This is a genomic window from Microtetraspora fusca, from assembly GCF_001570365.1.
Classification (GTDB): Bacteria; Actinomycetota; Actinomycetes; order Streptosporangiales; family Streptosporangiaceae; genus Microtetraspora; species Microtetraspora fusca.
In genome coordinates, this window is record NZ_BBYK01000045.1 from 199,947 (window position 1) to 221,094 (window position 21,148).

21 protein-coding genes are annotated in these 21,148 nt (G+C 70.8%); 16 read left to right on the forward strand and 5 right to left on the reverse strand.

Annotated elements, in window-relative coordinates:
- Positions 1-25: 25 nt before the first annotated feature.
- On the reverse strand, positions 26-1,870 hold the full coding sequence (locus tag AWQ68_RS14895) for a serine/threonine-protein kinase (protein ID WP_245655920.1): 1,845 nt from the start codon (positions 1,868-1,870) through the stop codon (positions 26-28).
- 122 nt (positions 1,871-1,992) lie between these two features.
- Here AWQ68_RS14895 and AWQ68_RS42465 point away from each other — a divergent pair, with 122 nt between their 5' ends.
- The 8 genes from AWQ68_RS42465 (at position 1,993) to AWQ68_RS14930 (ending at position 10,855) form a co-directional block, all read left to right on the forward strand.
- A complete protein-coding gene (locus AWQ68_RS42465) occupies positions 1,993-2,136 on the forward strand; it encodes a hypothetical protein (RefSeq protein ID WP_157545313.1) in 144 nt (47 codons plus the stop codon).
- Positions 2,137-2,328: 192 nt separating this feature from the next.
- The gene (locus AWQ68_RS14900) at positions 2,329-3,492 is read left to right on the forward strand and encodes a hypothetical protein (RefSeq protein ID WP_066940729.1); all 1,164 of its coding nucleotides are present in this window, start codon (positions 2,329-2,331) and stop codon (positions 3,490-3,492) included.
- Positions 3,489-5,696: a serine/threonine-protein kinase gene (locus AWQ68_RS14905; RefSeq protein WP_066940731.1), complete on the forward strand. Its 2,208-nt coding sequence runs from the start codon at positions 3,489-3,491 to the stop codon at positions 5,694-5,696. Before AWQ68_RS14900 ends, AWQ68_RS14905 begins: the two co-directional genes overlap by 4 nt.
- A complete protein-coding gene (locus tag AWQ68_RS14910; RefSeq protein WP_245655921.1) occupies positions 5,693-6,604 on the forward strand; it encodes a PP2C family protein-serine/threonine phosphatase in 912 nt (303 codons plus the stop codon). Before AWQ68_RS14905 ends, AWQ68_RS14910 begins: the two co-directional genes overlap by 4 nt.
- Entirely contained in the window at positions 6,601-7,890 is a 1,290-nt protein-coding gene (locus tag AWQ68_RS14915; protein WP_245655922.1) for a vWA domain-containing protein, read from the forward strand. Before AWQ68_RS14910 ends, AWQ68_RS14915 begins: the two co-directional genes overlap by 4 nt.
- A gap of 2 nt (positions 7,891-7,892) precedes the next feature.
- Positions 7,893-8,561 (forward strand): FHA domain-containing protein, encoded by a 669-nt coding sequence (locus tag AWQ68_RS14920; RefSeq protein WP_066940735.1) that lies wholly within the window; start codon positions 7,893-7,895, stop codon positions 8,559-8,561.
- A gap of 1 nt (position 8,562) precedes the next feature.
- Complete coding sequence (locus AWQ68_RS14925) at positions 8,563-10,017, forward strand: GlnX family signal transduction membrane protein (RefSeq protein WP_245655923.1); 1,455 nt, start codon at positions 8,563-8,565, stop codon at positions 10,015-10,017.
- 13 nt (positions 10,018-10,030) lie between these two features.
- Positions 10,031-10,855, forward strand: coding sequence for a glutamate ABC transporter substrate-binding protein (locus AWQ68_RS14930; RefSeq protein ID WP_066940910.1), 825 nt, complete (start codon positions 10,031-10,033; stop codon positions 10,853-10,855).
- Positions 10,856-10,903: 48 nt separating this feature from the next.
- Here the strand turns inward: AWQ68_RS14930 and AWQ68_RS14935 are convergent, their stop codons facing one another.
- Together AWQ68_RS14935 and AWQ68_RS14940 are read right to left on the reverse strand one after the other, a co-directional pair.
- Positions 10,904-12,517, reverse strand: a complete 1,614-nt coding sequence (locus AWQ68_RS14935; RefSeq protein ID WP_066940737.1) for a penicillin-binding transpeptidase domain-containing protein — start codon at positions 12,515-12,517, stop codon at positions 10,904-10,906.
- 66 nt (positions 12,518-12,583) lie between these two features.
- Positions 12,584-13,234, reverse strand: coding sequence for a lysophospholipid acyltransferase family protein (locus tag AWQ68_RS14940; RefSeq protein WP_066940739.1), 651 nt, complete (start codon positions 13,232-13,234; stop codon positions 12,584-12,586).
- A 717-nt stretch (positions 13,235-13,951) separates the two neighbouring features.
- On the opposite strand from AWQ68_RS14940, the gene AWQ68_RS14945 reads away from it, so the two are divergent.
- Together AWQ68_RS14945 and AWQ68_RS14950 are read left to right on the forward strand one after the other, a co-directional pair.
- Positions 13,952-14,551, forward strand: a complete 600-nt coding sequence (locus tag AWQ68_RS14945; protein WP_066940741.1) for a TetR/AcrR family transcriptional regulator — start codon at positions 13,952-13,954, stop codon at positions 14,549-14,551.
- Positions 14,552-14,866: 315 nt separating this feature from the next.
- Positions 14,867-15,430, forward strand: a complete 564-nt coding sequence (locus AWQ68_RS14950; RefSeq protein ID WP_245655925.1) for a GNAT family N-acetyltransferase — start codon at positions 14,867-14,869, stop codon at positions 15,428-15,430.
- Here AWQ68_RS14950 and AWQ68_RS14955 read toward each other — a convergent pair.
- Both AWQ68_RS14955 and AWQ68_RS14960 read right to left on the reverse strand, forming a co-directional pair.
- A complete protein-coding gene (locus AWQ68_RS14955; protein ID WP_245655926.1) occupies positions 15,370-15,978 on the reverse strand; it encodes a dihydrofolate reductase family protein in 609 nt (202 codons plus the stop codon). The two genes, AWQ68_RS14950 and AWQ68_RS14955, sit on opposite strands and share 61 nt — an antisense overlap.
- Positions 15,979-16,051: 73 nt before the next feature.
- Entirely contained in the window at positions 16,052-16,573 is a 522-nt protein-coding gene (locus AWQ68_RS14960; RefSeq protein ID WP_066940745.1) for a pyridoxamine 5'-phosphate oxidase family protein, read from the reverse strand.
- A gap of 77 nt (positions 16,574-16,650) precedes the next feature.
- Between AWQ68_RS14960 and AWQ68_RS14965 the strand changes: the two genes are divergently transcribed.
- From AWQ68_RS14965 to AWQ68_RS14985, 6 genes are all read left to right on the forward strand, one after another.
- Positions 16,651-17,307: a winged helix-turn-helix transcriptional regulator gene (locus AWQ68_RS14965; protein WP_066940747.1), complete on the forward strand. Its 657-nt coding sequence runs from the start codon at positions 16,651-16,653 to the stop codon at positions 17,305-17,307.
- Positions 17,308-17,594: 287 nt separating this feature from the next.
- Positions 17,595-17,864, forward strand: a complete 270-nt coding sequence (locus AWQ68_RS14970; RefSeq protein WP_066940749.1) for a metal-sensitive transcriptional regulator — start codon at positions 17,595-17,597, stop codon at positions 17,862-17,864.
- A gap of 115 nt (positions 17,865-17,979) precedes the next feature.
- On the forward strand, positions 17,980-18,570 hold the full coding sequence (locus tag AWQ68_RS14975; protein WP_066940751.1) for a rhodanese-like domain-containing protein: 591 nt from the start codon (positions 17,980-17,982) through the stop codon (positions 18,568-18,570).
- A 75-nt stretch (positions 18,571-18,645) separates the two neighbouring features.
- Complete coding sequence (locus AWQ68_RS14980; RefSeq protein WP_066940753.1) at positions 18,646-19,539, forward strand: sulfite exporter TauE/SafE family protein; 894 nt, start codon at positions 18,646-18,648, stop codon at positions 19,537-19,539.
- A complete protein-coding gene (locus AWQ68_RS45960; protein WP_157545315.1) occupies positions 19,475-19,660 on the forward strand; it encodes a thioredoxin family protein in 186 nt (61 codons plus the stop codon). Before AWQ68_RS14980 ends, AWQ68_RS45960 begins: the two co-directional genes overlap by 65 nt.
- 47 nt (positions 19,661-19,707) lie before the next feature.
- Positions 19,708-21,093: an MBL fold metallo-hydrolase gene (locus AWQ68_RS14985; RefSeq protein WP_066940755.1), complete on the forward strand. Its 1,386-nt coding sequence runs from the start codon at positions 19,708-19,710 to the stop codon at positions 21,091-21,093.
- The last annotated feature ends 55 nt before the right edge of the window (positions 21,094-21,148 follow it).

The window sequence follows — 21,148 nt, forward strand, 5'->3', positions numbered from 1 at the left end:
TGCGAAGCAAGGGCCGGTCGTGAGGTCAGCGCGCGGCCTCGGGCGACCCGCGCATGGTGAAGTTGTCGAAGCCCACCTTGAGCGTCGCCGTGGTCTTCTCGCCGACCCGGGCCATGATGCCGACCAGGCCGCTCGGCAGCGGCCGGGCGTCGACCACCGACACGGTGCGGGATCCGTTGACCCACATGGTCAGCTCGGCCCCCTCCTGGGTCGCCCGGCACCTGGCCTGGAGGCTGGTCGGCTTCGACGCGTCCGTCTGCTTCGCCGGGGACCGATCGTTGCCGACGTCGTTCGCGACCTTCGCGTCCGTCTCCACCGCGGCGGTAAGGTCACCGCCCGCGTCCTCCACGACCTTCCTGATCCGCGCCCGCCCGGAGGTGTCGAGGAGGAACTCGTACCGGGTGACCTTGCTCCCCTGCGGCTTCTGCCGGCAGTACAGGCCGTACTCGCCGGTGCCGCCCGTCACCCCCATGACCGTGGTCTCCACGCCCAGCAGGTAGTCATCGGGGACGGTCGGCGTCGGCGTCGCGTCGGGCGAGGGGCTCTGCGGCTCGGTGGTGAAGGGGATCGGGGCGTTCTCCCACAGGTCGTTCTGGTCCTCGCCGTAGGGCTCCAAGGCGTAGAAACCGCCCGGCGCGTAGCCCTGCCGGTGGTACTTCTCGCCGGTGTAGGTGTTGCCCCAGCCGGTGCCGCTCCGGCTGAAATCGTCCTGGTAGAGCAGCGGCAGGTCGGTCGGCGGTCCGCCGGGGGCCAGCACCGCGTACAGAGCGACGCCGGCCGCGACGGCGAGCGCGGCGGCGCCCGCGCCGGCCATCAGCCGGTTGCGGCGGGTGCGGCGGGTGATCGAGGAGGACAGCCGCGTGACGTCGGCGTCGGGCCGGGGGCCGGTCGGCGCCTCCGCCCCGAGCGCGGCCGGCGGGGACCAGGACGGCGGCCGCCCGTCCGGCGCGGAGGGCCGCGGCGCCTGCGCCGTGTACGCGGTCGTCCGCTGCGGCGCGGCGGGGACGGTCGCGGCGGTCTGCTGCCAGGTCGTCTGCACCGAGTGCGCGGCCTGCTCCGGCGCGGCGGCCCGGCCCACCATCTGGTCGAGGAGCTGCTGGGAGGTGGGCCGCCACTCGGGGTCCTTCGCCAGGGCCCGGCCGACCAGGTCCCGCAGCGCCGGTTCCAGTCCGTCGAGGTCCGGCTCGTTGTTGAGCACCTGGTACAGCACGGCGTGGAGGGTCTCGCCGTGGAACGGCGCGCGGCCGGTCGCGGCGAAGGCGACGAGGCAGCCCCAGGAGAAGACGTCGCAGGCCGGGGTGACCGGCTCGCCGCGCAGCACCTCGGGGGACATGTAGCGCGGGGTGCCGATCAGCTCGCCCGTGCCGGTGATCCCGCCGAGCGTGTCGCGGGCGCGGGCGATGCCGAAGTCGATCACGCGCGGGCCGACGGGTGAGAGCAGCACGTTCGACGGCTTGAGATCCCGGTGGATCACTCCGGCGCCGTGGATGGCGGCAAGCGCGGTCGCCACGCCCACGGCGAGGGCGTCCAGGCTGGAGCCGCGCAGCGGCCCCGAGGACTGTACGGCCTGCTCCAGGTTGGGGCCGGGGACGAACTCGGTGACGACGTAGAGCTGCTCACCGTCGAGCGCGGCCTCGATCACCGCGGCGGTGCAGAACCGGCGGACCCGGGAGGCGGCGTCGGCCTCGCGGCGGAAGCGCATCCTGAACTGCTCGTGCCGGCTGTATTCAGGGTTGATCACCTTGACGGCGACCCGCTGGCCGTCCGGGGACTCGCCGAGGTAGACCGTGCCCATGCCGCCCGCGCCGAGGCGTCCGAGCAGGCGATATGAGCCGATGTGAAGGGGGTCTCCCGGAGTGAGGTCGTTCACCACGCCATCCAACCGCGTACCGTCATGTTTCGCACATTCAGCGGCAAAGCCTATAGAGATCCCTCCGGGAGGCCGGCGGGCTGCCGCCCGGAAGCGGTCACGGCAAGGCCGTTGAGTTCGTGGTGCTGCGGCATCAGCTGACGGTGGTGCAGCGTCAGGTGACCAGGCCGGCGTTCACGCCGGATGACCGGTTCCTCCTCGCTGGGCTGCTCCACCGCCTGCCGATGGACAAGCCGCGGCACCGCGTCACGGTCCCGCTCGCGTAACCGGGTTCCGCGACATGTGTACGGTGCACGACTCGTTCCCCGAACACATCCCTCCGGACACGACCGGCGGAGAGGACGGGTGTAGCGCGAGAATCCCGAAATTGTGTAAAGAATGGGGTGGGAATAATCTTGTCCATCCCACGCTGGGGGGCGCAAGCAACGTTGGCCGTGCCATGGGCCGGTGGCCCGCCGATGAGCATCGACGGAGTCGACTTCGAGCTGCGTCGCCGTGCCGAGGAACGTGACAGGATCTCCGACGACCTGCTGGACCTCGACTCGCATCCGGGTTACCAGCTGCTCAAGGGTGCGCGGCTGACCGGTGAGACCCGGCGCCGCTGGGACGAGGCACAGTCCAGAGCGGTGACCCTGTGGTGGCTGTTCGACGCCTACCGTGGCGTGCTCGATCGCGCGCGGGAGCTCAGGGCCGGCAAGCCCGACCTGGCCGCGCTGACCGGGCTGCTCGCCGGCCCGTCCGTGGAGCTCAAACCGGAGAATGTGCCCGTCGAGAAGCGGTCCCTGCTGCGGGCCGCGGGCGAGTCGATCACGCTGGACACGGTGGTGGCGCGGATGGACGCCGCCTACCGTGACGTCGCCGAGACGGTCGCGGCCGCGGACGACGCCTGGAGTGCGCTGCTCCCGCGGCTTGACGATGCCGATGTCGCCCGCCGCTCGGCTCAGGACCTGCTACGCGACCTGGACGGCAATGATCCGGATCTGGACCGCATCGGCGCCGAGATCGATCGGATTCGCGCGGCGGTCACCACCGACCCGCTCGGCTCGACCACCCTGGGTGGTGAGCTCGACGGGTTGCTCGCCGAGCTCGCCGCCCGTCGTGGGCTGCTGGAGCAGGCCGCGCGGCTCCGGGCGGAGTACAGCGACCGGGCCCGCCGCCTCGGCGACCGCATCGCGCAGGTCGCCGAGGCCGAGAACGAGGCCCGCTCGGTCCGGGACACGGTGCTCGTCAAGATCGACTCACCCGCGCTGCCGGCGCTGCCGGACCAGGCCGCCGCGCTGCGGGACCGGCTGAGCGCGCTGGATACGGCCGGCGACCGCTGGCTGGAGCTGGTCGAGCGGCTGACCGGGCTGGAACGGGCCGTGGACGAGGCGCTGGCGCGAGCGCGGACCGCGACCGAGGCGATGGCGGGTCTCATCGGCCGTCGTGACGAGCTGCGTGGCCGGCTGGAGGCTTACCACGCCAAGGTGGTCCGGCTCGGGCATGCCGAGGACGCCGCGCTCGGTGAGATGTACGGCGAGGCCCGCGCCCTGCTCTGGACGGCACCGTGCGACCTGCGGCAGGCTACCGTCGCGATCACCGCCTACCAGCGGGCGATCGGCCGGATCGGAGTGGCGGAATGATCAGATGCGCCCAGCCGGGGTGCGGCGGCACGGTGGAGGACGGTTACTGCGACGCCTGCGGCCTGGCCCCACAGCCGGAGCCGGATCCGGCACCGCCCTCGGCGCCGGCGACCAGACCGTCCATCCCGCTGGACATGTCGGGTACGGCCCGCACCGGTACGAGCCGGTCGAGCAGCCGGTCGAGCCGGGGCCAGCTCGGGATGGGCCTGGTCGAGGTGCCGGCCGTGCCGTACCGGGACCCGGCCGGGGTGGTGCTGGCCGACGCCCAGGTGCCGGAGGACCGGCGTTTCTGCGGCAATCCCGACTGCGGCCGGCCGGTGGGCCGCCGCAGAGGTGACCAGCCGGGGCGGCCGGAGGGGTTCTGCCCGCACTGCGGCTGGCGGTTCTCGTTCACGCCCAAGCTCGCCGAGGGAGATCTCGTCGGTGGGCAGTACGAGGTCAAGGGCTGTCTGGCGCACGGTGGTCTCGGCTGGATCTACCTGGCGGCCGACCGGCACCTGGAGGGCCGGTGGGTGGTCCTGAAGGGGTTGCTCGACACCGGGGACGTGGAGGCGCTGGCCGCTGCGGAGGCCGAGCGGCATTTCCTCACCGCGATGGACCATCCGAACATCGTCAAAATCTTCAACTTCGTCACGCACCCCGACCCGGGCACCGGGACGATGGTGGGCTACATCGTGATGGAGTACATCGGCGGCGTGTCGCTCCAGGAGATGCTGCGCGCGCGGCTACGGGAAAGCGACAACCGCCAGGCGCTGCCGGTCACCCAGGTCATCGCCTATGGGCTGGAGATCCTCAAGGCCTTCGGCTACCTGCACGATCAGGGCCTGCTGTACTGCGATCTGAAGCCGGGCAACGTCATTCAGGTGGAGGAGCAGCTCAAGCTCATCGATCTCGGTGCGGTGCGGCGGATCGACGATGCGGACAGCGCGGTCTACGGGACGGTCGGGTACCAGGCGCCGGAGATCGCCTCCGACGGGCCGTCAGTCTGTTCCGACCTCTACACGGTGGGGCGCACGCTCGCCGTGCTGAGCTTCCCGTTCAGTCCTGTCAGCGGCGGGTCCGCCGCTCCGCTGCCGGCGATCGACCAGAGGTACGAGTCCTACCGCCGGTTCCTGGAACGGGCAACCGACTCCGAGCCCACCCGGCGGTTCCAGGGCGCGGCGGAGATGTCCGACCAGCTCGTCGGCGTGCTCAGGGAGGTGCGCGCCGCCGAGGTGGGCGTCCCCCACGCCGCGCAGTCCGGATTGTTCGGCCCGGAGCGCCGGGCTGTCGGAACCGAGCTCGCCCCGGCGGCCACGGGGCAGGTCTTCGGCCCGCTCGACCGCCTCGCCGCCGCGTCCGCGCTGCCCGTCCCCCTGGTGGACCCGCTCGATCCCGCCGCCGGCCTGCTCGCGGGCCTCACCTCGGGAAACCCCGCCGAGCTGGTCACGCTGCTCGAATCCGCCCCGTCCACTCCGGAGACCACGCTCGCGCTGATCAGGGTGCTCAGTGAGCTCGGCCGTCCGATCCCGGATCAGCTGCTCGCGGACGCCACCGGGCAGCTGCCGGGAGACTGGCGGATCTGGTGGTATCGGGGGGTCGGGCAACTGGCCTCGGGGGACCCGGAGCAAGCGGTGCGTATCTTCGACGGGCTCTACTCGTGGCTCCCCGGCGAGGCCGCGCCCAGGCTGGCCCTGGCATTCGCCCTCGAAGCCGGCGGAGCGGGCCAGGAGGCGGCTCGCCACTACGCGGCCATCTGGCAGACAGACCGGTCATACGTGAGCGCCGGCTTCGGCCTGGCCAGGCTCCGGCTGGCGGAGGGCGACCGCGCCGGGGCGACCGCCAGCCTGGACGAGGTGCCCGCGACCTCCATCCACCGCACCGCAGCCCAGGCGGCCGCAGTGGCGGCGGCCGTACGTGGATATGACCCTGCCGCAGGCGAGCTCGTCGCCGCAGGCGAGCGGCTGCGGAGCCTGAAGCTCGACGCCCGGGACCGCGACGGGCTGCTCTCGGAGGTGCTGCGGAGCGCCCTTGGCCGGGTCACCACCGGTCAGGTCACCTCATCCGGGCAGGCGACGCTGCTGGGCACTCCGCTGCACGAGCAGGGTGTGCGCGCCGAATTGGAGCGCGTCTACCGGGCGCTGGCCAGATCGGCGCGATCCGCGGAGGAGCGGTACGACTTCGTCGATTTGGCCAACTCTGTACGCCCGAGGACGCTGTGGTGAGCGGCGCCTGTCCCGCCTGCGGGGCGCTGGTCTTGGTGGGCGAGGCGTTCTGCGAGCAATGCGGCCACGCGCTGGGAGTCGCCGGCTGCACCGCGTGCGGCGCTCCGGCGGTCGGGGCCGACGGTTACTGCGAGAACTGCGGCATGCTCCAGCCCTCCGAACGCGACCACGTCGAGATCGAGCTGGAGGTCGCGGCCGGGGTGAGTGACCGTGGCCTGCGGCACAGCCGTAACGAGGACGCCATGGCGCTGACGGCGGTGGGCACGGCGGCGGACACGATGGCCGTGGGAGTGGTCTGTGACGGGGTCTCCACCTCGCTGCGCCCGGAGGAGGCGTCCCAGACCGCCGCCGACACCGCCGTGGCCGCCCTCGCCCAACAGCTGGGGGAGGGGGCCGACCCCGAGACCGCGACCCGGGAGGCGGTACGGCTCGCCGCCGAAGCTGTCTTCGCCCTGGCCGAGCAGGACGAAGACGCGCCCGCCTGCACCTACGTGTCGGCGGTGGCCGGCGGTCGGCAGGTCACGGTCGGCTGGGTGGGCGACAGCCGGGCCTACTGGCTCGGATCCGGCTCCGAGGTGCTGACCGGTGACGACGCCACCCCCGGGACGCACATGCTGACCGCCTGGCTGGGCGCGGACGCGGGCGAGGTCGTGCCGCACATCCGTACGTTCACCCCGGACGGGCCGGGTGTGGTCCTGCTGTGCAGCGACGGCCTGTGGAATTACCACTCCGATCCGGCGGCGCTCGCGGCCGTCGCCCTGAACGCCACCCCCCGCGCGGCGGCACAGCGGCTCGTGCGGCTCGCGCTGGAGGCCGGAGGACACGACAACATCACCGTCCTGGTGATCCCTTTCGGACCCGGGGATCAGTCCGAGGCCACCGCGGTCTTCCCGAAGGAGCAATCGTGACCGACTTCACCATGCGCGTAGATCAGAACAAATACCTTCCTGCGGGAGGCGAGGAGGTGCACGCCATCGTCACGGTCGAGGCGAGCGGCCCGATCGAGCGCGCCCCCACGGTCGAGGCCGCCGAGATCATCATCGTCGACACCTCCGGCTCGATGTCGTACGACAAGATCGCCGAGGCGAGGAAGGCCGCGCGGGCCGCCATCGACACCCTCCGCGACGGCGTGTACTTCGCGGTCGTCGCCGGCAACCACGAAGCCCAGATCATCTTTCCCGACCGGGCGGGGCTGGTGCCGGCGACCCCGGAGAGCAGAAACGCCGCGAGGGAGGCCGTCTCCCGCTTGGTGGCCGAAGGGGGGACGGCCATGGGCCGGTGGCTGCGTCGCGCCGCCGACCTGTTCAGCGATTACCAGCAGGCGTACCCTGGCGCGATCAAGCACGCCATCCTGCTGACCGACGGCAAGAACGAGCACGAGCGCGCTCCGGAGTTCGCCGCGAACCTGGCGTACTGTACGGGGAAGTTCGTCTGCGACTGCCGCGGTGTGGGCGTCGACTGGGTGGTCGCCGAGCTTCGCCAGATCGCCTCCACCCTGCTCGGCAGCGTGATGGACATCCGCCGGCCCGAGGACCTGGAGGCCGACTTCCGGGCGATGACCCAGGCGGCGATGGGCAAGACGGTCGCGGACGTGGCGCTGCGCCTGTGGACGCCGCGGGCGGCGAAGCTGAACTTCGTCAAGCAGGTCTCGCCGACACTGGAGGACCTGACCGGCCGCCGCACCGAGGTGGACGCGCTGACCGGCGACTACCCCACCGGAGCCTGGGGTGGTGAATCCCGCGAGTACCACATCAACGTGCGGGTGCCCGCCGGGAACGTCGGCCAGGAGATGCGCGCCGGCCTGGTGAGGCTGGTCCTGCCCGAATCCGGGGAGGTGCTGGCCAAGGGGAACATCCTGGCGCAGTGGAGCGACGACCCCGTCCAGTCGACCCGCATCAACCCCCGGGTGGCCCACTACACCGGCCAGCAGGAACTTGCCTCGCTCATCCAGGAGGGCCTGCAGGCCCGCACCGACGGCGACCTGGACACCGCGACCGCCCGGCTCGGCAAGGCACGCGGCATCGCCGAGAAGGCCGGCAACGAAGAGACCGCCAAGCTGCTCGACAAGGTCATCGAGGTCGACCCTGATACGGGAACCGCCCGCCTCCGGCGGGACGTTGACAAGGCGGACGAGATCGCGCTCGACACCCGGTCGGTCCGAACCGTCCGGATGCGTAAGGACCCGGAGGCCTGAGCATGGCGATCTGTCCGGTAGGGCACGACTCCGCGGACGAGGAATACTGCGACGTCTGCGGCGCGCTGATGGAGGGCACCCCAGCCGGCCCGGCCGCTTCGGCTCCGGCCGTACCGCCCGACGCCCACCAGATGGACGACTGTCCCGACTGCGGGGCACCACGTGGCGGCCGATTCTGCGAGAGCTGCGGGTACGACTTCGTGCTCGGCGGGGGGAACCGGGGGACGCCGCCCTCCATGTCCTCCACGCCGGCCACCCCGGCCACGCCCGCCTCCGGCTGGGTCGCGGTGATCGCGGCGGACCGTGACCACTACGAGGCGATGATCGCGCAGGGCGGCCCCGACGCGGCCCGTGTCACGTTCCCGCCGTACTGCCCGGAGCGGCGGATACCCCTGGCCGGGCCCGAGGTCAGGATCGGACGGCGCAGCCAGTCGCGGGCGCTGACCCCCGAGATCGACCTGGCCGGACCGCCCGAGGATCCCGGCGTCTCCCACCTGCACGCGGTGCTGCTCGCACAGGCCGATGGGACGTGGCAGCTCGTCGACCCGGGATCCGCCAACGGAACCCTGCTCAACGGCAAGACGGTGGAGCACAACGCGCTGATCCCGCTCGGCGACGGGGACCGCATACACGTCGGCGCATGGACCAGCATCACGGTGCGGAAGAGCTGAGATGGCCGTTGTCACCCCCACCGCCGGCCCCGCGTCTGCGCCCGTCCCTACGCCCGCGCCTGTAGCCGCGCCTGCCCCCGCCTCATCGCCGCCGCGCGCTCCGCGGCTGCGAACGGTTCCTGGGCGGATCCGCGCCTGGACCGGTGCCGCCGTCCTCGCCGTCGGCCTGCTGTTCGCGCTGATGGGCGTGGCTCTGGGGCACGCTGGGGACGGGCTGCAGGCGATCGGGCACACAGCGGGCCCGCAGGTGGTGGCCACCGCCGACCTGTACTTCGCGCTGAGCGACATGGACGCTCAGGTGGCCACCGTGCTGCTGGCCGGCGAAGGGCGCGGGCCCGGCCGCCAGGCCGCGCTGGACCGCTACGACCAGCGCCGCGCGCAGGCCGACAGCGCCGTGCTGCAGGCCGCCGACCTGGCTCGCGGCGACCCGACGGGGCAGATGACCGTGCGCGCCGTACTCGACGGGCTCGGCCGCTACGAGCGGCTCGCGTCGCGCGCCCTGCTCCTGGACGAGCAGTCCCGGCATGCCGCCGGACCACCCTCGCAGCAGGCTCTCGATGTCTACCGCCAGGCCACCGACCTGATGCGGTTGGACCTGCTGCCCAAGGCGTACAACCTCACGCTCGACAGCGGGACCGTCGTCAGGCACGCCTACGCGGCCGAGTCGTCCGCCGTGCTGGCGGGCCGGTTCTGGGTGGCGCTCGGTGGGGCGCTCGCGCTGGCCGTCCTGTTCGCGTTGCAGGTCTTCCTGTCCCGCAGGTTCCGCCGTGCGATCAACCCGGCGCTGCTGGCCGCCACCGTCGTCGTCGGCGTGCTGACCATCGCGGGAGTGCTCGTCCTGCAGCGGGTGTCCGACGATCTGCGGACGGCCAAGGAGGACGGCTTCGACTCGGTTCTCGTGCTGTCCCGGGCGCGCGCGATCGGAAACAGTCTGCACGGTGACGAGAGCAGGTATCTGCTCGACCCGCAGCGGGCGGACACCTACGAGCAGGTATACCTCGACAAGTCCCAGTCGGTGCTCTACGTCCCCGGCGGGAACCTGGACAAGTACTACGCCGCGGTGGACGTCAGCGTCGCCGCCTTCCCCGGTAAGGCGGACTTCCTCGGCTTCTACGGCTCGGAGGCCGGTCGTATCACCCTGCCCGGCCAGCGTGAGGCACTGGCCAGGGTGCTCACGTTTTACCAGAAGTTCCAGCACGATGACCGGCAGATGCGGCGGTTCGCCACAGCGGGCAAGAGCGGGGACGCCGTGCGGCAGGCCACGGGTGCCTCGTTCGGGGCCTACGACGATGCCCTGGTCGAGTTGACGAAGCTGCACCGCCTGGCGTTCGACGACGCCGTGGCGGAGGGCGACCGCGCCCTCGGTGGCTGGAACCTTCTGCTGCCGGGGGCGGTGCTCGCCGCCGCCCTGCTGATCCTGGTCGGAGTCCGGCCCCGGCTCGCCGAGTACCGGTGAAGGGAAGATGTTCATGGTCGCGCTGACCAGGAGGGGCGTTTTGCGGCATATCACCGCCTCGGTGCTGCTTGGGGCCGTAGCGCTGCTGTCGGCGACGGCCTGCGCCGCCAGTTCGTCGATCCTCAACAAGGATTCCCTGGTCATCGGAGTGAAGCCGGACCAGCCTGGGTTGGGGATGAAGAAGGCGGAGGGTGGGTTCGCTGGTTTCGACGTCGATGTGGCCGCCTACATCGCCCGCAAGCTGGGGAAGGACGCCAGGTTCGTCGCGGTGCCCTCGTCCGAGCGGGAGAAGGCGCTCATGGACGGCTCGATCGATCTGGTCGTCGCCACCTATTCGATCACTCCGGAACGCAAGATGAAGGTGGCCTTCGGCGGGCCGTACTACGTCGCACACCAGGACACTCTCGTACGGGCCCGCGAGAGCGCGGTCAGCGGCGTGCGGGACCTGAAGGGGCGCAAGCTGTGCCAGGTGACCGGTTCGAACTCCTGGCGTCGGGTGAAGGAGGAACGGAAGGTCGCCGTGGAGCTGGTCGAGGCCGCCTCCTACAGCGAGTGCGTGTCCGATCTGAAGGCGGGGAAGGTGGACGCGGTATCCACCGACGACCTCATCCTGGCGGGCTTCGCCACCTCGGACCTGAAGATCATCAACGCGCCGTTCACCGACGAGCGGTACGGCGTGGGCATCCAGGCCGGGGATCTGGACGGCTGCGAGGCGGTCAACAAGGCCATCACCCAGATGTACCTGGACGGAACCGCCAAGAAGCTGCTGCAGAAGTGGTTCGGGAAGTCCGGCCTGGCTCTCACCTTCACCGTCCCTCAGTTCGAAGGCTGCGGCTGACCCCCGACGACCTCGCCGCAGTCCCCGACCACACTGTTTGATGCGGCACTAACGGAGGGCCTTGAGGAAGGCGGCGGCGACCGGCGCGGCGACCTTCCCGCCGCCGCCCCCGCCCTCGACGACGACGGCGAAGGCCACGTCGCCGCGGTAGCCCATGAACCAGGCGTGGGAGTCCAGCTTCTCGCCGGTGCCGAACTCGGCCGTTCCGGTCTTGCCCGCCGTACCGGCGGGAAGGCCGGCGGAGCGTGCCGTGCCCTTGCTCACGACGGCCTTCATCATCGAGCGCAACGGCTCGGCGACGCCGTCCGGCAGCTTTTTCGGCGCGACGTTCTGCTTGAGGTCGGGCACCAGGGTCGGCGGGCGCCAGCTGCCGTCCGCCACCGCGGCGGCGACCGTGGCGACGATCAGCGGACTCGTGGTGATCCGGGCCTGACCGAAGGACTCCGCGCCCAGTTCCGCGTCACTGGTCGCCTTGGGCATGCTCGCCTTGGTGGCGGGGACGCCGATGTTGAGCGGCTGGTTGAAGCCGAGGTCGGAGGCGATGTCGTAGAGCTTCTGCGCGCCGAGCTTGGCCGCCGCGAGCGGGGCGAAGGTCGTGTTGCACGAGTGCGCGTAGGAGTCGAGGAACGACAACGCGCCGAACGCCTCGTGGTCGGAGTTGCGGATCTTCAGGCCGCCGACGGTGGCGGTCTCGGGGCAGGTGACCCGCGCCGACGGGGTCAGCCCCTCGGCCAGCAGGGCGGCGGCGGTGATGGTCTTGAACGTGGATCCGGGCGGGTAACGGCCGTCCAGCGCACGGTTGAAGCCGCCCACGTTGTTGACGACCGCGAGGATCTCGCCGCTGGACGGCCGTACGGCGACGAGCGAGGTGGGCTTCTCCACGTTGCGTACGGCGTCGGCGGCCGCGCGCTGGACCCGCAGGTCGAGGCTGGTCGTGATGTCGCGTCCTGCTACGCCCTTGATCGTCTTCAGCGTCTTGTCGCCGACCCGGATCTCGGTGGTCGGCGTGCCGGCCAGCCGCCTCTGGAACGTCTCCTGCAGGCCGCCGCGTCCGATGGCGTCGCCGGTCTTGTAGGCCGAGCCGAGAGCCTTGACGTCCTTGGCCGTCGCCTTGTCGAGGTAGCCGACGAGCTGCGCGACCGAGCCGCCCACGTCGCCGCCGTCGATGCGGTTCCCGGCGGTGTCGGTGATCTTGCCGCGGGCCGGCCAGGTCGTCTTGAGGGACAGGTGGTTCGTGCCGGTCAGCTCGGGATGCGCGGCGCGCGGGGTCCAGGCGACCTTCCAGTAGTGGTCCTTGACCACGAGGTCGATCGTCCCGTCGTAGGCCCACTCGCCGACGTCCTTCAGCGTGGTCGTCGCGCGGTAGGCGGCGGTGGCCCGGTCGTCCCCGGACGGGGTGACCGCGCCGAGGGCGACGGCGACGGCGGTCGCGCCAAGGTTCTTGGTGAGCTCGGCGTAGGCCGCGTCGAAGCCGGGCGCCTGCGCGGCCAGCTCCGCCTTCATCGCGGTCAGATCGCCCCGGGACCAGGCGTCGGTGAACCGCCGCGCGGTCTCCTGCGGGGTGCCTCTGGTGTGCAGGACGTAGTAGGCGCCGCCCGCCGCGCCGCCGGCCAGAACCACCGCGACGGCGGTTGAAATCGCGATCGTACGTCCTCGGGGCATGCGCCGCCTCCCAGCCTCGAAACCGGCACAGAGCCTATCGCGGTCAAATCGCCATACAAGCCGCGGTCAAGAGGAGTTCTTGACGCTGGCCGCATATTTGTCGACGTACTCCTGGCCGGACAGGTCGCGGATCCCGGCCATGATCTCGTCGGTGACCCGGCGCCGATCGCGGGCGTTGCCCGGGTCGCCGGTGTAGACGGTCGGGGCGCCGAGCCGTACCCCGATGCGGGTGATCCTCGGCACGGTGGCTCCCGGGGGCAGCACGCGGTCGACCCCCTTCATGGCGACCGGGATGACCGGGGCGCCGGTGGTGAGCGCGAGCCAGGCCACGCCGATCTTGCCCTTGTAGAGACGGCCGTCGGGGGAGCGGGTGCCCTCGGGATAGATGCCGAAGAGCTCGCCCTCCTTGAGCACCTGCGCGGCGGCGTCCAGCATGGCCTGCGCGGCGCCGGCGCTCTCCCGGTCGATGGCCAGGTTGCCCGTGGTGCGCATGAACATCGCCGTCAGCGGGTTGCCGGTGAAGTACTCGTTCTTGGCGACGAACGTCACCTTCCGCGGCAGCAGCGCCGGGAGGAAGAACGAGTCGAGGATGGACAGGTGGTTGGACGCGAGGATCGCGGGTCCGGTCTGGGGCACGTGCTCCCTGCCCTCGACCACCGGGCGCCACAGCAGCCGCACGGTGGGCGCGCTGACAATCTTGGCGATGCGGTAGAGCACGGGCACTCCTTCGGATCTCCGCCGGTCCGGCCTGCGTGGGGCGACGATGCGATCAACCCTAAGCCAGCGCGGGGTGTGACCGCTCTGCGCGCCGCGTCCCAAGGTTCCGTACCGCTTGGCCTGATCGTCCTTGGATGGCGAGAACCCCCACGAGAACGAGTCTCGCGGGGGTTCTCCACGTTTAGGCCGATGTGGTGGTCGCCTCCTCGGCGAGAGGCACAACACGGCTCCAGCCGAACGGTATTCCGTGAAGGCGGTAATTGCGGCCCGGGGGACACATCCACATCGGCAGTTCCAAGCCTATAGGACGACCGGCCGTGGTCATTCCGGCTCCCCCGGATTCACAGCCTCCCCACAGTCAATTCGTTATATAGCGCTATATCCGCTTTGTCAGGATTTGTCGTGACGAGAAGTGGGGCGTGGTGTGGCGGTTCTGGACGCTTCGGCGCCGGGGGCGATGCCGTGAAGGGCGGCGTGTCGCCGAGGGTGGTCCCGGCGTTCGCGGGCTGCTGCGCCTGCTCGGCGGCTCCTCTGGGGGCCGGGCGGGTCTCGTCGCCCGGCTGTGCCGTGATCGGTCCGGCCGGCGGGCTCCTCCTGGGCCGGGTCGGCCTCGCCGGTCGGCTGTACCCGCTCCCTGATCGACGTGCAAGGCGCGGCGCGCTCGCGTGAATCGGCGCGAAGCCGCAGCCGATCGAACCGGCCGGTACCATCTGCGACATGCCGGTTCCCAAGGGCTCGACGATCGACCCGGAGCGCACACGCGCCGCCATCCTCGAAGCGGCCACTTCGGTCCTGTACGAGCGCGGACTCGACGGCATCGGCGTGGCCGAGCTGTGCGCCCGCATCGGGGTGTCAAAGGAGACGCTCTACCGGCACTTCGGCACGAAGGACGGGCTGGTCGAGGCCATGCTCCAGGCGCGCAGCGACCGGGTGACGCGCTGGCTCGCCGGGGTGGTCGCGACCGCCGGGGACGACCCGCGCGACCAGCTCAGCGCCGTGTTCGACGCTCTCCAGGAGTGGTACGACGATCCGGTCTTCCGCGGCTGCGCGATGCTGAACGCGGCCGCCCAGCACCATGTGGAGGCCGTACGCGCCATCACGGCGCGTCATCTCGACCGCTACCTCGAACTTCTGACCGGCATCGCCGAGCGAGCCGGAGCCGCCGACCCAGGTGTCCTCGGGCGGCAACTGCTCATGCTGGTCGAGGGCGCGACCGTCGTCGCCGCGCATCACGGCGCAGCCGGAGCGGGGGAGCACGCCCGCCAGGCCGCGCACGCTCTGCTGTCCGCCGCCTCCGGGACCGCCCCTCACCGCTAGACCACGACGCCGCGCGAGTTTCCTCCACGTCCATCGCCAGGCGAAGACCTCGGCCGCCCCGCCGCGGGCGGGGTTCGCGGGCGGAGGAGAAACCGCCAGGGCGCCGACCTGGTCGGGGCCAGGCTCAGAGGGGCGGAACGACGAAGAGCCGCCCCCCATCACATGGGGCGGCCCTTCGTCTTGGAAGAGAGAACGCACCTGTGTGACGCCCCACCCCCGCGGAGGGTTCACACGGCGGCTCCGCGCCCCCGCCGTCTCGCGGACGGCCCTTCGGGCCCCTCACGCCAGGGGGCGCCGCGCCGGTACGGTGAACAGGTGATCGAGACCGAGCGACTGGTTCTGCGGCGCTGGCGGGAGACGGACCGTGAGCCGTTCGCGGCGTTGAACGCGGACCCCGAGGTGATGGAGTACTTCCCGTCCACCCTGACGAAAGAGCAGAGCGACGCGCTCGCCGACCGCCTTGAGGCGGAGTTCGACGAGTGTGGCTTCGGCCTGTGGGCCGTCGAGCTGTCGGGGGAGTTCATCGGCTTCACCGGCCTGTCCGTACCGCGGTTCACCGCGCATTTCACGCCCTGTGTGGAGGTCGGCTGGCGGCTGGCCCGCTCCGCCTGGGGCCACGGCTACGCGAGCGAGGCGGCGCGCGCCGCCCTCGACCACGGCTTCGGGACGATCGGCCTGAAGGAGATCGTCTCGTTCACCGCCGTCGTGAACACGCGGTCCCGCCGGGTGATGGAACGCATCGGGATGCGGCACGACCCGGGCGGCGACTTCGACCACCCGGCCCTGGCGGAGGGCAGCCCGCTACGCCGACACGTCCTCTACCGGATCGGCGCGGAGGTTTTCCGCTCGGGGAACGGGACGGTTTCCGCGCGGCGGTAGCTGCACATCAGCACGCCGGAGCCCGATGTCGCCGAATGGGTCAGCCGTAGTCCGAGCGGGGTGTCACCGCTGAAGAGTCTCTTCCCGCCGCCGACCACGATGGGATAGGTCAAGAGCACGAACTCGTCGATCAGTGTTTCGCGCAGCAGTACGGGGATCAGGCCGCTGCTGCCCCAGACGCTGATCCGGTTGTGCCGCTCCTTCAGTCGAAGGACCTGCTTGACCACATCATCCCCGTTGAGCACCGTGGAGTTGTTCCACTGTGCCGTCCGCAGCGTCCGTGACACGACGTACTTGGGCTGGCTGTTCAGTTTGGCGGTTCTCGGATCTGCCGGATCGGCTCCGGGCCAGTAGCCGGCGAACAGTTGGTAGGTCCTTCGGCCGAGCAGGAGCGCGTCCGCGCTCAACACCGACTCGGTGGTCTGCTGATCGACCATCGGATCCGCGTACGGCTGCGTCCAGCCGCCAAGCTCGAACCCGCCGTCACGGTCCTCGTCTTGCAGGCCGGGCGCCTGAATCACGCCATCGAGTGTGACGAACGCCGTCACAACGATCTTCCCCATCTGGTTCCCTTCTAGGACTTGTCTCCTGCTGCCACGAGATCGCGGGGTCGAGGTGGTGTCATCGGTCGGCGCCGAGGGCGGCCAGGACAGGGGCGGGCGTTCGTTCCGCGAGCCGCCGCCGGAAGTCGAGCACGCCGACCCAGGTCGGCCGCAGGGCGATGCGCACCATGCGTAGGCCGGGTTGATCGATCGCCCGGATGTAGGCGGCGCCGGCGTCCTCGCCCATCATCCCGCGCTGCATCGTCGCGTACTCGGGGAGGACGCCCTCCGCTTCGGTCAGCGTGACCTGCCCGCGAAGCATGAGTACCTGCGGGGGAGCGTCGGTGGTGTCGATGCAAATGGCGACGTCGGGGCGTGCACGCAGATCCCGGATCTTGTACGTGCCGGCGAACGCGGCGATGACCAGTTCGTCGCCGGTCCACAGGAAGTTGACCGGGATCAGCCGTGGCGTCCCGTCCTTGCCGGTGTAGGCCAGGCGCGCCACAAGGGCCGTGGTGAGCAGGTGCTGCGCCGTGGACGTGTGCAGCAGTCGTAGGTCACCTTGCGGCAGGTTCGCGGCTTCGCTGTCAGGGAGGCTCATAATCCTCAACGTAGGGGGCATACTCCTAAAAAACAAGTAGGGGTCCTAATTAAGGATTATTGCTCTAGGATGGGGGCATGAGCCGTAGCTATGGCGATCTGTGTGGTGTGGCGCGCGGGCTGGACGTCGTCGGGGAACGGTGGGCGCTGCTGGTGGTTCGAGACCTCCTGCTCGGTCCCAAACGCTTCAGCGACCTGCTCGGCGGCCTGCCCGGCGTGAGTCCCAACGTGCTGAGCCAGCGGCTGCGCGAGCTCGCCGAGCACGGCGTCATCCAGCGCCGCGACCTCGGGCCGCCGGCCCGAGTCCACCTGTACGAGCTCACCGAACGGGGTCGCGGACTCGAACCCGTCTTGCTCGAACTCGGCCGATGGGGAAGCCATGCACCGCCCCCGCCTGAAGGCGTGTTCGGCATCGACTCCCTGCTGCTGGGCATCAAGGCGGGCTTCGACCCGGCACGAGCCGCCGACCTGCGCGGCGTCTACGAATTTCGCGTCGGCGCCGACACCTACCTCGCCGAAGTCGCCGACGACGCGGTCAAGGTCAGCCGCGGGTCGGCAACCGGACGGCCCGACGCCGCTCTCACCGTGGACGCGGACACGCTCCGTGCCGTGTGCGATCACCGGATGACCGTCGATGACGCCACCCGGTCCGGCCTCATGTGTCTCGACGGCGAAGAAGACGCCCAGCAGCGCATCCTCGACCTCCTCCTGACACCATTCACCCCCAACCGTTAGAAGGTCTTCGGCGCCCTCCGTGCACAGGTGCCGTCAGGCTGCGTTGAGGTCCGGGCGGGTGCGCATGTCGAGGCGGAACCGTCCGTACGGGTTGACGAGGGACCGGAGCAGGGGCTGAGGGCGCGCCGGTATCGGTGGTGGGCGGTCGGTTCCCCGTTGATGGGCGATTCTTTGAGGATGGCTCCAGCGTGGACCGGGTGGCCGGCCCTGACTCGGGCCTGCCAACAGATCTCACGAGAGCCGGGGGCGGTTTGTCCTCCGCATACCCCCCGGGGTACATTGCAGGCATGGAGTTGAACCAGGCCATGGTCGGCGATGCGGTGACGCGGCTGCGGCGCGCACACGGTCAGCTGGCCGGAGTGATCGCGATGATCGAGGCGGGGGAGGACTGCGCGAAGGTGTTGACCCAGCTCGCCGCGGTCTCCAAGGCGCTCGACCGGGCCGGTTTCAAGCTGGTCGCGACCGGCCTGCGGCACTGTCATGCCGCCCAGGAGCGCGGCGAGCAGGCCCCGATGAGCATGGACGAACTCGAGAAGCTGTTCTTGGCGCTGGCGTAAACAGCTTCATACACACGCGTACCTCCTGGGCGGGCTTCGCTGTTCAACGCGGCCGCGTCCAGGCCGCCTTATGCACTGTAGATACCCCCCGGGGTATGAGAAAGCGAGGTCACCGATGACCACGAATGCCGCATCCTCCACCGTTGACGTGACCACAGCGCGTGCGCTGATCGAGTCCGATCCCGACGTGCTCGTCGTCGACGTGCGGACTCCTGCGGAGTTCGAGACCGCGCACATCGACGGCGCCGTCAACCTGCCGCTCGACCAGGTCGACGCCCACCTGCGCCGGATCGTCGCCGATGCGGGCGGGACGATGCTGCTGATCTGCCAGTCGGGCAACCGTGCCACCCAGGCGCAGAAGAAGCTCTGTGAGGCAGGGCTGCCCGGCACGGCCGTGCTGTCGGGTGGGATGAACTCCTGGATCGCCTCCGGCGCACCCGTCGTCCGCGGCAGGCAGAAGTGGAGCCTTGAGCGTCAGGTGCGGCTCGTCGCGGGCGGCATCGTGCTGACGTCCATCGTGGCCGACCTGTGGCTGCCCGGAGCGCGGTACGTGGGCGCCTTCGTCGGTGCGGGCCTGGTCTTCGCCGCCGTGAGCGACACCTGTGCGATGGGCATGCTGCTCGCTCGACTGCCTTACAACCGCGGCAGGGCCGACGCCGCCGAAGCGATGGCCTGCATCGTCACGCCTGCCCGCTCCCGGAGCTGACCCCTTCTCCCTCGTTTCGTACGGCGGGGCAGCCTGTCGCTTGCATACCCCCGGGGGTATTAGGAAGGCAATGCAATGCTCATCGTGACCCTTGCCGCCGCCGTGGTGGTCGGCCTGACGCTCGGGTTGTTCGGCGGTGGTGGGTCGATCCTCACCGTGCCGTTGCTCGCCTACGTCGCGGGCGTCCCGACCAAAGCGGCGATCGCCATGTCCCTGTTCGTGGTGGGTGTGACCAGCGCGGTCAGCGCCATCGGGCATGCCCGGGCCGGACGGATCCGCTGGAAGACCGGGCTGATCTTCGGCGCCGCGGGTATGGCCGGCGCCTACGGCGGCGGCCTGCTCGGGCCGCATCTGCCCGAGGCGCTGCTGATGGCCGCGTTCGCGCTGATGATGGCCGCCACCGCGATCGCGATGATCCGTGGCCGCAAGACGCCGTCCCCCGGCCGCGCCCGTACGGATCTGCCGATCGCGCAGGTGGTCGTCGAGGGTGTGGTCGTCGGTGTCGTCACGGGGCTGGTCGGCGCGGGCGGCGGGTTCCTGGTGGTCCCCACACTGGTGCTGCTCGGCGGCCTGCCCATGAGCGTCGCCGTCGGCACCTCGCTGATCGTCATCGTGATGAAGTCGTTCGCCGGCTTCGCCGGTTACCTGCAAAGCGTCCCCATCGACTGGCCGACCACGCTTTCCGTCACCGCCGCCGCGGTCGTCGGAGGCCTCGTCGGCGGGCAGCTCGCCGGGCGGATCCAGGCGGACCGCCTCCGCAAGGCGTTCGGCTGGTTCGTGCTCGTGATGGGCGGGTTCGTGCTGAGCCGGCAGGTGCCGCCGGAGTTGCTCCACTCGGTGTGGGGCCCGGCCGTACTGGTCGCCGTCGCGCTGGTGGCCGTGGCCGTCGCCGCGTACCTGCTCTTTGTACGCCGGGGACGGCCCACAGGCCGCGCGACGCCGCAGCTGCCGCAGACCGACCGCCGCTGATCAACGCGGCGATCCGAAAGCCGCCTGGTGTGGGCCGTGCCGTCGCTTCGCGCCGGTGTTCGAGGCGGCGGCGGCCCGCGACCCGGACCTCGTGTTCGGCGAGGTCGACAAGGTTCCGTGAGCTCCCCGCCCCGGCTGGGAGCGCGCGACACAACAGAAGGAGATGAAATGATCTTCACGCAGTACTACCTGGACTGCCTGTCCCAGGCGTCGTACCTGATCGGAGACGAGACCAGCGGTCGCGCCGTGGTCGTGGACCCCAGGCGCGACGTCTCCGAGTACATCACCGACGCCCAGGCTCATGGGCTGCGGATCGAAGGCGTGATCAACACGCACTTCCACGCCGACTTCGTCGCCGGCCACCTGGAGCTGGCCGCCCGCACCGGTGCCTGGATCGGCTACGGCCGGCGCGCCGAGGCCGAGTACCCCGTCCGCAAGCTTTCGGAAGGTGAGCGCATCGAGCTGGGCGAGGTCGTGCTGGAGATCCTCGAAACGCCCGGACACACCCCCGAATCGATCAGCGTCCTGGTGTACGAGCACGCCGGTGACGCCGTGCCGTACGGGGTGCTCACCGGCGACACGCTGTTCATCGGCGACGTGGGCCGCCCCGACCTGCTCGCCTCGTTCGGCGTCACCGCCGACGAATTGGGCCGGATGCTCTACGACAGCGTCCAGCGCAAGCTGATGGCGCTCGACGACGAGGTGCGGGTCTTCCCCGCCCACGGCGCCGGCTCGGCCTGCGGCAAGAACCTGTCCACCGACCGGTGGTCGACGATCGGGCAGCAGCGCCTGGGCAACTACGCCTGCGCGCCGATGAGCGAGGAGGAGTTCCTGGCGATCGTCACCGAGGGGCAGCCGTCCGCGCCCGGCTACTTCGCCTTCGACGCCGAGCTCAACCGCAAGAACCGGGTGCTGCTCGACGCCGACGCGCACGCCCGTCCGCTGGCGACGGAGGAGTTCCTGGCCGCGCGGGCCGCCGGTGCGGTCGTCGTCGACGCCAGGGACGCCCAGGAGTTCGCGCTCGCGCACCTGCGGGGCTCTCTCAACGTCGCCGCCGACGGGCGCTTCGCCGAGCGGGTCGGTATGGTCGTCAGGCCCGGCAGCGAGATCATCGTGGTCGCGCCGCAGGGGCGGGAGGACGAGGTCGTCACCCGGCTGGCCAGGATCGGCTTCGACACGGTCACCGGCTATCTGCGCGATCCGGAGGCCGTCTTCCTCGCCGTGCCCGGCGAGGTCGCCCACTCCTCCAGGGTTACCGTCGCCGAGCTGCGTGAGGCTCTGGGAGGGGGCGAGCCGCCCGTGCTCCTCGACGTGCGCAACGCCGGGGAGGTCGCCGAGGGCGCCATCGAGTCCTCGATCAACATCCCGCTGGCCGAGCTCGCCGCGCGGCTGACGGAGGTCCCCGCCGACCGCCCGGTCGTGGTCTACTGCGCGGGCGGCGCCCGCTCGGCCGTCGCGGCCAGCCTGCTCACGCACCACGGGCGTGCGAGGGTGTCCGACCTGCTCGGCGGGTACGGCGCATGGCAGCGCGCGCACACGCCTGCCGAGGCCTAGACACTCTCCAGGCCTGGCCGTCGTGGTCGGTTGAGGGCTCGTGTGGTGGGAGAGG

Excerpts from the sequence above, each read along its gene's own strand:
- AWQ68_RS14900 (WP_066940729.1), top strand. The coding sequence starts at position 2,329 with ATGAGCATCGACGGAGTCGACTTCGAGCTGCGTCGCCGTGCCGAGGAA.
- AWQ68_RS14905 (WP_066940731.1), top strand. The coding sequence starts at position 3,489 with ATGATCAGATGCGCCCAGCCGGGGTGCGGCGGCACGGTGGAGGACGGT.
- AWQ68_RS14920 (WP_066940735.1), top strand. The coding sequence starts at position 7,893 with ATGGCGATCTGTCCGGTAGGGCACGACTCCGCGGACGAGGAATACTGC.
- AWQ68_RS14925 (WP_245655923.1), top strand. The coding sequence starts at position 8,563 with ATGGCCGTTGTCACCCCCACCGCCGGCCCCGCGTCTGCGCCCGTCCCT.
- AWQ68_RS14930 (WP_066940910.1), top strand. The coding sequence starts at position 10,031 with ATGGTCGCGCTGACCAGGAGGGGCGTTTTGCGGCATATCACCGCCTCG.
- AWQ68_RS14935 (WP_066940737.1), bottom strand. The coding sequence starts at position 12,517 with ATGCCCCGAGGACGTACGATCGCGATTTCAACCGCCGTCGCGGTGGTT.
- AWQ68_RS14945 (WP_066940741.1), top strand. The coding sequence starts at position 13,952 with ATGCCGGTTCCCAAGGGCTCGACGATCGACCCGGAGCGCACACGCGCC.
- AWQ68_RS14960 (WP_066940745.1), bottom strand. The coding sequence starts at position 16,573 with ATGAGCCTCCCTGACAGCGAAGCCGCGAACCTGCCGCAAGGTGACCTA.
- AWQ68_RS14965 (WP_066940747.1), top strand. The coding sequence starts at position 16,651 with ATGAGCCGTAGCTATGGCGATCTGTGTGGTGTGGCGCGCGGGCTGGAC.
- AWQ68_RS14970 (WP_066940749.1), top strand. The coding sequence starts at position 17,595 with ATGGAGTTGAACCAGGCCATGGTCGGCGATGCGGTGACGCGGCTGCGG.
- AWQ68_RS14975 (WP_066940751.1), top strand. The coding sequence starts at position 17,980 with ATGACCACGAATGCCGCATCCTCCACCGTTGACGTGACCACAGCGCGT.
- AWQ68_RS14980 (WP_066940753.1), top strand. The coding sequence starts at position 18,646 with ATGCTCATCGTGACCCTTGCCGCCGCCGTGGTGGTCGGCCTGACGCTC.
- AWQ68_RS14985 (WP_066940755.1), top strand. The coding sequence starts at position 19,708 with ATGATCTTCACGCAGTACTACCTGGACTGCCTGTCCCAGGCGTCGTAC.